Below are 11,596 nucleotides of genomic sequence, written 5' to 3'. Positions count from 1 at the left end.
ATTCGTCCCCTAAATAATTGGCGTTGCATCAAGGCGGCAAGAGAGCTTATCCCGATGAGCTTACTCTGGTAAGTGATTCGGGTAAGTGAGTGCAGCCAACACAGATGCGGCGTCAAGTATAACGGGGATTACTGATACTTTTTCGTGCGCCGCGTCGGTGCGGTATTTGCCGGGTCGTCCGGCCACACGTGCTTCGGGTAACGCCCTTTCATCTCTTTTTGCACTTCCCGGTAAGCGCCCTGCCAGAACGCCGCCAGATCGCCGGTGATTTGCAACGGCCGGTGCGCTGGTGAGAGTAACTCAAGCACCACCGGGATGCGACCTTCGGCCAGCATCGGGCTACGTTGTTCACCAAACACTTCCTGTAAACGCACCGCCAGCGCCGGGGGTTTGCCGGCATCATAGCGGATCGGCAGTCTGCTGCCGGTCGGCACAGTGTAATGAGTGGGTAACGCATTATCCAGTCGCTGCTTTTGCTGCCAATTCAGTAACCGCGACAGTGCCTCGGCGATATTCACCTGTTTCAGCCCGCGCATGTCGCGTACGCCACTCAGTGACGGCAGCAGCCACTGCTCCAGTGATGCCAACAACGACTCATCGTCAACCGGCGGCCAGTCAGCCTCCGGCAGCCAGTTCTGTGCGCACTGCAGGCGCAGGCGCAACTGTTCGGCGGCGGTGTCCCAGTTGAGCACCTCTACCCCCTGGACACGCACCCAATTGAGCAAGGCCAGTTGCAACTCTTCGGCAGCCGGCTTAGCCAACGGCTGCGCACGCAGCGTCAGGCGACCAATCTGCTGGCGTTTCCAGGCGCGCAGCGTGCCTTTTTCCTCATCCCAATCCACGGCAGTTTGCTGGGAAACCATCGCTGGCAACTGTGCCGCCAGCGCCTCGATATCCACCGGCAGCGCCAGCAGGATACGAGCATCAGGGCTGTTATGCCCCTGGAGCAGACTGGGTACGATCAGCCATGGCGCACGCGATAATGCCTCGTCCTGATTCATCGCCGCGCCCATGCCGTTGGCCAGCAGGTAACGGCCATCCTGACCGCGCCGTTGAGCGATGCGGTCAGTGAAGGCTAACGCCAGCAGGCGCGGCGCCAACTCGACATCAACCTGCCCGGCCTTCACCGGCAAACGTCGAGCAAGTTGGGTGGCACGACGTTGCCAGTTCGGCTGTGGGCGACTGAGCCAGTAGCCGATATCCATTTGTCCACTACGCGGTGGCTCTTCCAGTAACGCCGCCAGCGTGGCGGCGGTTGCCAGCCCATCGGCTCCGAGATCCGCGCCGTGGGTCAGCATTGCCGCCAGCCGTGGCTCACAGCCCAGTTTGGCCATCTGCCGACCGCGCGAGGTGAGTTTATCGCCGTCATCGATGGCTCCCAGCCGCTGCAACAGCCTGCGGGCTGCCGCCAGCGCCGTTTCCGGTGGCCTGTCGAGCCAGGTCAGTTGCCCGACGTCATGACAGCCCCATTGCAGCAACTCCAGCCAAAAACCGGCCAGATCGCTTTGCAGAATTTCCGGCTCGGCGTGCTCTGCAGCCCGTTCTGCCTGCTCTTTGGCAAACAGATGCCAGCAGATACCCGGCTCCAGACGCCCGGCACGGCCGGCACGCTGTATCATTGACGCCTGACTGATACGCTGTGTGATCAGCCGCGTAAGACCGTTACGCACGTCATAACGCGCCAGTCGCTCCAGGCCGCTGTCGACCACCAGCCGGATACCTTCGATGGTCAGGCTGGTTTCGGCGATGTTGGTCGCCAGCACCACTTTACGTCGCCCGGCGGGGGCCGGTTGGATCGCTTTTTGCTGCTGTGCCAACGGCAAGGCACCGTATAGCGGGCATAGCTCGGTATCGGCCGCCACCTCACCGTTCAACCGCTCCAGCACCCGGTTGATTTCCGCTACGCCCGGCAGAAACAGCAACAGCGATCCCGTCTGTTCCGACAGCAGGCGTTTTACCGCCGCAGCCACGCCGCCCTCCAGCCGCTGATGGCTGGCCAACGGCTGATACTGGCGTTCAACCGGGAAACTGCGGCCTTCAGATACCACCACAGGGGCCTGCGGCAGCAACTGCGACAGCCGGGCGTTATCCAGCGTCGCCGACATGATCAACAGCTTTAGATCGTCACGCAGCCCCTGCTGTACGTCCAACAGCAGCGCCAATGCCAGATCGGCCTGCAGGCTACGTTCATGGAATTCGTCGAGGATCACCAGCGAGACGTCCTGCAGTTCGGCATCCTGCTGCAGCATGCGGGTAAGAATACCTTCGGTAACCACCTCTAACCGAGTATTGGGCCCGCTTTTGCTTTCGGCGCGCATGCGGTAACCCACCGTCTGGCCTGGCTCTTCTCCCAGTTGCTGAGCCAACCTGTAAGCCACGTTTTTCGCCGCCAATCGCCGCGGTTCGAGCATGATAATTCGCCCTGGCAACCCGGCCCTGGCCAGGAGCTGCAATGGCAGCCAGGTGGATTTACCGGCACCGGTCGGCGCATGCAGCAAGACCTGCGGGGCGGATTGCAGCGCAGTGAGTAATTGATCAAGAACCGCGCTGACGGGCAGTGAAGACACAGAACTCTCCGTAGTGGTTAACATTGGACGGCGCACATTGTAGCATTAGACTCCGCCTTTCATTACTTGCCGGGAACCTATGTCCAGCTCGCGCCGCCTGTTTTTCGCCCTGACCTTGCCTGATGCGCTGCAGCAACAGGTGATCCGCTGGCGCGCCGAAGCCTTCGCGCCGGAAGTCGGCCGGCCGGTCGTGGCAGCCAATTTGCATCTGACGCTGGCCTTTCTTGGCGACGTTTCGGCGCAAAAAGAATCCGCGTTGAAAAAGCTGGCGGCCCGTATCAGCCAGCCCGGTTTCAGCATGGTGCTCGATGACCTCGGCCACTGGCCGCGTCCCGGGGTGGTTTGGCTCGGCACCCGCCGTGCGCCGCGCGGCCTGTTGCAGTTGGCGGAGCTGTTGCGATCGCAAGCGGCCCGCAGCGGCTGCTATCAAAGCCCGATGCCGTTTCATCCGCATATCACCCTGCTACGCAGTGCCATGCAGCCGGTCGCCGTGCCGCCCGCTACGCCGGGCTGGAACTTCAGCGCTAACGAATTCGCCCTGTACCAGTCAGTGTTTGAAAACGGCCGCACGCGTTATCAGATACTTGAGCAATGGTCTTTAGCCCATCAGGAAATGCCATGATTTTTTCGCCACCGTTGCGCCACGCCACGCTGATTAAACGTTACAAACGCTTTCTGGCGGACGTCGTCACCCCGGAAGGGGAAACCTTCACCCTGCACTGCGCCAATACCGGTGCGATGACTGGCTGCGCCACGCCTGGCGATACCGTCTGGTATTCCACGTCGGATAACCCCAAACGTAAATATGCCCACAGCTGGGAGCTGACGCATACCCAACAGGGGGACTGGATCTGCGTGAACACCCTGCGTGCCAACACCTTGGTACGTGAGGCGATCGAACAGAATCTAATCAATGAATTATCCGGTTACAGTAAAATCAGCAGCGAAGTAAAATATGGCGGTGAGAACAGCCGTATCGATTTGTTATTACAGGCAGAAGATCGCGCTAACTGCTATATTGAAGTTAAGTCAGTCACATTACTGCAACAACAACGTGGTTACTTCCCTGATGCGGTAACGCTCAGAGGACAGAAGCACTTACGTGAGTTGCTAAGCGTGGTTGAAAGCGGGCAACGGGCGGTATTGTTCTTTGCTGTGTTACATAGCGGTATTGAGCAGGTCGCACCGGCACATCATATAGATGAGCGTTATGCGACACTGTTGGCACAGGTTCGGCAGTTGGGTGTAGAAGTGGTTTGCTATGGGGCTAAATTATCACCTGACGGTATATATCTCTGCGATAAGTTACCGTTTTTTATCGATTAGCACTGACCGGGCACCGATTATTCGACAGCCGGTTAACGCGTCGCCAAATACGCCTTCCTTCACACCAATGTCAAGCAGGCGACAGGAATAATTGCCAACCTACTTCCCATCTGTTATTTATAGCGGCCTGTTTTTCCCCCACATTGGGGATTCGATAGTGCGTGTGTATGTAGGAGAAGCAACATGCAAGAAGGGCAAACCCGTAAAACCTCGTCCTTGAGCATTCTCGCCATCGCTGGGGTGGAGCCGTACCAAGAGAAGCCGGGCGAAGAGTACATGAACGACGCCCAGTTGTCGCATTTCAAGCGCATTCTTGAAGCATGGCGCAACCAGCTCAGGGATGAAGTGGATCGTACTGTATCTCATATGCAGGAAGAGGCAGCTAACTTCCCTGATCCGGCCGACCGTGCCACTCAGGAAGAAGAGTTCAGTCTTGAACTGCGTAACCGCGACCGCGAGCGCAAACTGATTAAAAAGATCGAGAAAACGCTGAAGAAAGTAGAAGACGAAGATTTCGGCTACTGCGAATCCTGTGGCGTGGAGATCGGCATTCGTCGCCTTGAAGCGCGTCCGACTGCTGATTTGTGCATCGACTGCAAGACTCTGGCCGAAATCCGCGAAAAGCAGATGGCAGGCTAATACAGTTGTTACCGCTGCGGCGCGCGTTCTGCGTGCGCCGCACAGAGAAAAGGGAAAGTTTCCCCTCTGATATGCAAGAAAGACAATATGTGGGGCGCTTTGCCCCATCGCCTTCCGGAGATCTGCATTTCGGCTCGCTGATTGCCGCTCTGGGAAGTTACCTCCAGGCTCGTGCCCAACGCGGGCAGTGGCTGGTTCGCATTGAAGATATCGATCCCCCGCGCGAAGTCGCCGGTGCGGCCGCTCGTATCTTATCCGCTCTGGAACATTATGGTCTCCTCTGGGACGGCCAGGTCATCTATCAATCCCAACGTCATGAAGCTTACCGCGCTACTTTGGATCTACTGCATCAGCAGGGACTCAGCTATTGCTGCAACTGCACCCGCAGCCGCATCCAGCAGCTAGGCGGTCTGTATGACGGCCACTGTCGTCATTTGAATCTTGGCCCGCAGAGCGCCGCCATTCGCTTGCGTCAGTCCGCCCCAGTTTACGCCTTCAATGACCGCCTGCAGGGCGAGTTGCAGGCCGACCCGGCACTGGCTCGAGAAGACTTTATCATCCGCCGGCGCGATGGGCTGTTCGCCTATAATCTGGCGGTGGTGGTGGACGACCATTTTCAGGGCATTACCGAAATCGTGCGGGGTGCCGACCTGATCGAACCCACGGTGCGCCAGATAGCGCTGTACCACCAGTTGCAGGCGCCGGTGCCCGCCTATGTGCATCTGCCGCTGGCGCTGGGCGTTAACGGCAGCAAACTGTCGAAGCAAAACCATGCGCCTGCCCTCCCCGACGGCGATCCACGGCCGACACTGGTAGCCGCGCTGAAATTTCTGCGCCAACCGCTACCGGAAAGCTGGCAAGATCTTGACCTGTCATTATTATTGAGCTGGGCAGTCGCTCACTGGAAGCTGGACGATGTGCCGCGCCGGGATGCCATTTCCCTGGACGAAAACACATCGGCATTCTCAAAAGAGCCATGGTGAGCTATGATTAGCCGCTATTTTTTGTTAGCGCCATTTTTATCAGACACTATCGAGGTGTACCATTTTTACCCGAGTAGCCAATTTCTGCCGTAAGGTGCTAATCCGCGATGACAAGCAGCCGCGCGATGATGCGCCGGTCAGCGATAAAAACGTAGTCCGCGAAGAAAGCGTGGTGGCTCAGCAGCCGGCCGCGCCGCAGCGACGTTCCGTCGATCGCGGCAGAGAAAGCCCTGCCCGCCGGCCGGCACCGCGTAAACGCCCACCTTTTCCTACCGCCGAGGGAACCGGCTCAATGACCGTGATCCCCCGCGACCAACACTCCATCTCACGTAAAGACATCAGTGAGAATGCGCTGAAGGTGCTGTATCGTCTGAACAAATCCGGCTTCGAAGCCTATTTGGTCGGTGGCGGCGTACGCGACCTGCTGCTGGGCAAAAAACCGAAAGATTTCGACATCACCACCAACGCGACGCCGGAACAAGTGCGCAAGCTGTTCCGCAACTGCCGTCTGGTTGGCCGCCGCTTCCGCCTGGCCCACGTGATGTTCGGGCCGGAAATCATTGAGGTTGCCACCTTCCGTGGTCACCACGAGCAGCAAACGCCGGAATCTGACAAAAATTCTTCCCAGCAGGCCCAAAACGGCATGCTGCTGCGCGACAACATCTTCGGCTCGATCGAAGAAGATGCCCAGCGCCGCGACTTCACCATCAACAGCCTGTATTACGGCGTAGCGGACTTCACCCTGCGTGATTACGTCGATGGCCTGCGCGATCTCAAACAGGGCGTGATCCGCCTGATTGGCGATCCGGAAACCCGCTACCGTGAAGACCCGGTGCGCATGCTGCGCGCGGTGCGTTTCGCCGCCAAGCTGGAGATGCGTATCAGCGAAGAAACTGCCGAGCCGATACCGCGTTTGGCGTCCTTGCTGCATGAGATCCCGCCAGCGCGTCTGTTTGAGGAATCACTCAAGCTGCTGCAGGCAGGCTACGGTTATCCGACCTATCTGAAGCTCTGTGAATACCAGCTGTTCCAACCGCTGTTCCCGCAGATTGCACGTCACTTCACGCCGAGCCAGGACACGCCAATGGAGCGTATTCTGGCGCAGGTGCTGAAGAACACCGATTACCGTCTGCAAAACAACATGCGCGTCAATCCGGCGTTCCTGTTTGCTGCTATGCTTTGGTATCCGCTGCTGGAACATGCGCAGAAACTGGCGCAGGAAAGTGGGCTGGCGTATTACGACGCCTTCGCGCTGGCGATGAATGATGTGTTGGACGAGCAGTGTCGTTCGCTGGCCATCCCGAAACGCATCACCACACTGGTTCGCGATATCTGGCAGTTGCAGCTGCGTCTGTCCCGTCGTCAGGGCAAGCGCGCGCACAAGCTGATGGAACATCCGAAATTCCGCGCCGCTTACGATTTGCTGGCGCTGCGTGCCGAAGTAGAAGAAAACCAGGAGATGCTGCGTCTGACCGAATGGTGGGGCGAGTTCCAGGAAGCTACACCGGCACGACAGAAAACCATGTTGAGTACTTTGGGTGACGACCCGGCACCGCGCCGTGCGCGTCAGCGGCGCCCTCGCCGCCGGACGCCGCGTAAAGAAGGAGAATAATGATCCGCGTTTATATCGCGTTGGGCAGCAACCTGGCGCACCCGCTACAGCAGGTGAAAGCCGCACTGGAAGCGCTGGAGCATCTCCCGCGCACCCGGTTGATCGTTTGTTCTTCGTTTTACCGCACCAAGCCGCTAGGGCCGCAAAACCAGCCGGACTTTCTCAATGCGGTGGTGGCCCTGGATACCTTGCTGCCCGCCGAACAGTTACTCGATCACACCCAGGCGATAGAACGCAATCAGGGCCGCGTGCGCAAAGATGAGCGCTGGGGCCCACGCACCCTCGATCTGGACATCATGCTGTATGGCGAACAGGTGATTCATACCGATCGCCTGACGGTGCCGCACTACGGTCTGAAAGAGCGTGAGTTCATGCTCTATCCCTTGGCAGAAATCGCTCCTGAGTTAATCTTCCCGGACGGTGAGTCGCTGGCCAGCTGCCTGAAGCGCGTACCCAAAAACGGCATGGAGCTCTGGCACCAACCCAGGCCAAAAGCCTGAGTCGGCGCAGGACCTACAAAGTGCCCGACAGCGCTACCTGAGCAACAAAGCCCCCTTCAGGCCGATTGGCGAAGCTAACCCGCAGTCCGTGCAAAGTGGCGATGCGTTGCACAATTGACAACCCCAAGCCACTACCGGTCTGTTCCTGACCCGGTGGACGATAAAAACGCTCCCCCAACCGCTTCAGATGTTCCGTCGTCACTCCCGGGCCATTATCCTCGATCGTCAGCAGGCGTTCTGTCAGCCTCACCGTGACAGTACCGCCCGCCGGGGTGTAACGCACCGCATTATCCACCAGATTGCGCACCAGCAGCGACAGCAGCAACGCTTGCCCCTGTATCAGCGCCGGAGTGCCCTGCTGTTCGTAACGCAACGTGACACCGGCCGCATGTGCATGACGATCCTGCTCGGCCAACGTCATCGGCACCAGTTGGCCCCAGTCGGCAGCTTCCAGCTCGGCGAGGTCTGACAGGGAGTCCAGCCGCGACAGCGTCAGCAGTTGATCCACCAGTCGGGTGGCGCGATCGATACCCACCGTCAGATTACCCAGCGCATGCTCGCGCATCTGCTCGTCATCACCGGCCAGTTGTACCACTTCCGTTTGCACCCGCAACGCCGCCAACGGGCTGCGCAGTTCGTGGGCGGCGTCAGAAGTAAAACGTCGCTCACGTACCAATAGCGCATTGATTCGGCTAAACAGAGCATTAAGCGCATCGACCAGTGGCCGGACTTCGGTCGGTACCTGGCCGGCATCCAGCGGCGTGGCATCGTCCGGTGCGCGCTTACGCAGCCCGGCAGCGACGGTGCGTAATGGCCGTAGCTCGCGCCCGACCATCAGCGCAATCAGCAGCATCAGCATCGGCAGCGTCACCAGCCAGGGCACCAGTTGCCCGGTCACCATACCCAATGCCATATCGTGGCGATAATCCCACTCCTGCCCCACCACAATGCGATAACGTCCATCTGGACTGGTCAGCCACAGCAGCCGCCAACTGTCGTCATCGCCCTTGCGTTCTCCGTCGGTGAAACCGTCACGGTCGCCGTCAAAACGGAAATCCGCACCGTTCTCCCCGTCGTTGAGCAGCATCTTGCCGTTGCGGTCGAAAATGGCGAATGCCAGCGCATCATCATCCTGCTCGCCACGCTTGCCGTGGCGCACCAGTTTTTTGGTTTTCGGCAGGCTGCGCACGCTCTCGTCTGCCAATAGATCGCCCAGGTTGGCGGTTGCCAGCCGTTTGGCAAACAGCATCTGCTGGGTATCGAAGACTTCATTGATGGTATTACGGCTCATCTTCCACGCCACCAGGCTGGCAGCGCACCAGGTCAATAACGCCAGCAGGCTGAAAATCAGGATCAATCTCAACCGCAGACTCAGATGTTTCACGCGTTGTCCCCCAGCGTATAACCCACGCCGTGAATGGTACGGATAAAACCGTTACCCAGCTTGCGCCGCAGATGATGGATATGCACCTCCACCGCGTTGCTGCTGACTTCGTCGTCCCAGTTGTACAGTTTTTCCTGGATCAGTGGTCGCGCCAATACCCGTCCCCTGTTATGCAAAAACAGCTCCAGCACCGCCAATTCACGCGGGGTCAGCGTGACCTGCTCACCGTTGCAGCTCACGCTACGGGTGGCGGTATCGAACACCACATTGCCATGGACCAGTTGCGGCATCAGTTGGCCGTGACGACGGCGGATCAATGCCTGCAGGCGCGCGGCAACCTCCGCCAGGGCAAAAGGTTTGCACAGGTAATCATCGGCACCGCTTTGCAGGCCGCTGACCCGTTGCTCCAGTGCATCACGCGCGGTCAGGATCAGCACCGGCACGTCATGGCCAGCCTGCCGCCACTGACGCAACAGATCCAGGCCATCGAGGCCCGGCAGGCTCAGGTCGAGGATCACCGCATCGTAAGGCGCGCTTTCCAGCGCATTTTTGCCGACCAGTCCATCGGTAAACCAGTCCAGATTAAAGCCGAGTTTGGTCAGCCCGGCCTTGATCCCGTCGCCGATTAACTTGTCATCTTCTATCAGCAGAATTCGCATGTGCGTCCTTTTTTAGTCATTGCCGCCCATTACACCACAAGGTTCTTAAGAACCGCTTAAGCATTATGATCTGCGCTACCCACCCCGTTAGGGTTACAGTAGAATGACTGCACTTTTTTGTAGCCAGGGCCCTGCGTACGCCGCGCGGCTCTATTCAGGAGACGTAGTGATGAAACCCACCACCGTGACCCATTTGCGCCAGTGGAAGCAGGAACAGCGCAAGTTTGCTTCCCTCACTGCCTACGATGCCAGCTTTGCCAAACTGTTTGAAGAGCAAGGCGTTAAAGTGCTGCTGGTGGGCGATTCACTGGGCATGACGCTGCAGGGCCACGACTCCACCCTACCGGTCACCGTCGCCGATATCGCCTATCATACCCGTGCCGTACGCCGGGGTGCTCCGACTTGTCTGTTGTTGGCCGACCTGCCCTTTATGAGCTATGCCACCCCACAGTTGGCCTGCGCCAATGCTGCCGAGCTGATGCAGGCCGGTGCCAATATGGTGAAACTGGAAGGCGGCAGTTGGCTGTGTGAAACGGTGAAAACTCTCACCGAACGCGCAGTGCCGGTCTGCGGCCATCTCGGTCTGACGCCGCAGTCAGTCAACGTATTCGGTGGCTACAAGGTGCAAGGCCGCGATGAACTTGCCGCCAAGCAACTGCTGGAAGATGCAAAAAATCTGGAGCTGGCCGGCATCCAACTACTGGTGCTGGAGTGCGTCCCAACCGAACTGGCACGCAAGGTCACTGAAGCCATGACCATTCCGGTGATCGGCATTGGTGCCGGTAACGTCACTGATGGGCAGATCCTGGTGATGCACGACGCCTTCGGTATTACCGGTGGCCACACGCCAAAATTCGCTAAAAACTTCCTGGCACAGAGCGGCGATATCCGCTCGGCGGTGCAACAATATATTCAGGACGTAGAGCAAGGCATTTACCCCGCTGAAGAGCACTCTTTCAACTAAAGTGTCCGCGTTAGGAGTTATGGAATGGTAATTATCGAAACCCTGCCGCTGTTGCGTCAGCAGATCCGCCGCTGGCGTCAGGATGGGAAACGCATCGCGCTGGTGCCGACCATGGGTAACCTGCACGAAGGTCATATGCAGCTTATTGATGAAGCCCGCGCGCGTGCCGATGTCGTGGTCGTCAGTATTTTCGTCAATCCGATGCAATTCGAACGCCCTGAAGATCTTGCCAGTTACCCACGCACCCTGCAGGAAGACAGCGAAAAACTAACCCGCCGCGGTGTCGAACTGGTGTTCGCACCCGCGCCGGCTGATGTCTATCCGCAGGGGCTGGAACAGCAAACCTATGTCGACGTACCGGGTATTTCCACCATGCTGGAAGGCGCCAGCCGTCCGGGCCACTACCGCGGCGTCGCCACCATTGTCAGCAAGCTGTTCAATCTGGTGCAGCCGGATCTGGCCTGTTTTGGCGAGAAGGACTATCAGCAACTGGCGCTGATCCGCAAGATGGTGGCGGATATGGGCTACGACATCGACATTGTTGGCGTACCGACAGTACGCGCCAAAGATGGTCTGGCGCTCAGTTCGCGCAACGGTTACCTGACCGCCGAAGAGCGGAAAATCGCGCCGCAGCTCAGCAAAATCATGAACGCGCTGGCCGAACAGCTCAGCAATGGTGAACGCCACGTTGACGAACTGCTGGAACAAACCGCAAAGCACCTGCGCAGCGCCGGTTTCACCCCAGACGAGTTGTTTATCCGTGACGCCGACAGCCTGCAACCGCTGGGCGTTGAAAGCCAACGTGCAGTGGTGTTAATGGCCGCCTGGTTGGGTAAAGCGCGGTTGATCGACAACCAGCAGGTTGACCTGACGCTGTAGGTCATTTTTCGTGCAATCGTCACCATTACAACCAGCCCGACAGTAGACAATTTCGGGCTTATCGGTGACGATACATCTCGGTA

Annotated in this window: 11 protein-coding genes; 8 read left to right on the top strand and 3 right to left on the bottom strand. The window is 58.5% G+C overall.

Going from position 1 to position 11,596, the window contains the following annotated elements; all coding sequences use genetic code 11:
- Nucleotides 1–128: 128 nt before the first annotated feature.
- Nucleotides 129–2,567, bottom strand: a complete 2,439-nt coding sequence (gene hrpB / locus ACUTQ5_RS14210; RefSeq protein ID WP_445651789.1) for an ATP-dependent helicase HrpB — start codon at nt 2,565–2,567, stop codon at nt 129–131.
- Nucleotides 2,568–2,646: 79 nt separating this feature from the next.
- Here hrpB and thpR point away from each other — a divergent pair, with 79 nt between their 5' ends.
- From thpR to folK, 6 genes are all read left to right on the top strand, one after another.
- Complete coding sequence (thpR, locus tag ACUTQ5_RS14205; RefSeq protein WP_445651788.1) at nt 2,647–3,189, top strand: RNA 2',3'-cyclic phosphodiesterase; 543 nt, start codon at nt 2,647–2,649, stop codon at nt 3,187–3,189.
- A complete protein-coding gene (sfsA, locus tag ACUTQ5_RS14200) occupies nt 3,186–3,893 on the top strand; it encodes a DNA/RNA nuclease SfsA (protein ID WP_261092541.1) in 708 nt (235 codons plus the stop codon). Before thpR ends, sfsA begins: the two co-directional genes overlap by 4 nt.
- 183 nt (nt 3,894–4,076) lie before the next feature.
- On the top strand, nt 4,077–4,532 hold the full coding sequence (gene dksA / locus ACUTQ5_RS14195) for an RNA polymerase-binding protein DksA (RefSeq protein WP_012146687.1): 456 nt from the start codon (nt 4,077–4,079) through the stop codon (nt 4,530–4,532).
- Between the two features lie 71 nt (nt 4,533–4,603).
- Nucleotides 4,604–5,515 carry a tRNA glutamyl-Q(34) synthetase GluQRS gene (gene gluQRS, locus ACUTQ5_RS14190; RefSeq protein ID WP_445651787.1) on the top strand — a complete coding sequence of 304 codons (912 nt, stop codon included), beginning with the start codon at nt 4,604–4,606 and terminating at the stop codon, nt 5,513–5,515.
- A gap of 61 nt (nt 5,516–5,576) precedes the next feature.
- A complete protein-coding gene (gene pcnB / locus ACUTQ5_RS14185; protein WP_445651876.1) occupies nt 5,577–7,127 on the top strand; it encodes a polynucleotide adenylyltransferase PcnB in 1,551 nt (516 codons plus the stop codon).
- Entirely contained in the window at nt 7,127–7,627 is a 501-nt protein-coding gene (gene folK / locus ACUTQ5_RS14180; RefSeq protein ID WP_261110744.1) for a 2-amino-4-hydroxy-6-hydroxymethyldihydropteridine diphosphokinase, read from the top strand. Before pcnB ends, folK begins: the two co-directional genes overlap by 1 nt.
- Before the next feature lie 13 nt (nt 7,628–7,640).
- Here folK and qseC read toward each other — a convergent pair whose 3' ends face one another.
- Both qseC and qseB read right to left on the bottom strand, forming a co-directional pair.
- Entirely contained in the window at nt 7,641–9,011 is a 1,371-nt protein-coding gene (gene qseC, locus ACUTQ5_RS14175) for a quorum sensing histidine kinase QseC (RefSeq protein WP_445651786.1), read from the bottom strand.
- Nucleotides 9,008–9,670: a quorum sensing response regulator transcription factor QseB gene (gene qseB, locus ACUTQ5_RS14170; RefSeq protein ID WP_445651785.1), complete on the bottom strand. Its 663-nt coding sequence runs from the start codon at nt 9,668–9,670 to the stop codon at nt 9,008–9,010. The genes qseC and qseB overlap by 4 nt, the downstream gene beginning before the upstream one ends.
- A 169-nt stretch (nt 9,671–9,839) precedes the next feature.
- On the opposite strand from qseB, the gene panB reads away from it, so the two are divergent.
- Nucleotides 9,840–10,634 carry a 3-methyl-2-oxobutanoate hydroxymethyltransferase gene (panB, locus tag ACUTQ5_RS14165; RefSeq protein ID WP_445651784.1) on the top strand — a complete coding sequence of 265 codons (795 nt, stop codon included), beginning with the start codon at nt 9,840–9,842 and terminating at the stop codon, nt 10,632–10,634.
- Nucleotides 10,635–10,658: 24 nt separating this feature from the next.
- On the top strand, nt 10,659–11,513 hold the full coding sequence (panC, locus tag ACUTQ5_RS14160) for a pantoate--beta-alanine ligase (protein WP_445651783.1): 855 nt from the start codon (nt 10,659–10,661) through the stop codon (nt 11,511–11,513).
- Nucleotides 11,514–11,596 lie beyond the last annotated feature (83 nt).

Source organism: Serratia sp. NA_112.1 (assembly GCF_052691715.1).
Note: the sequence above shows the minus strand (reverse complement) of the source record. Positions and strands in the feature narration are given on the sequence as shown.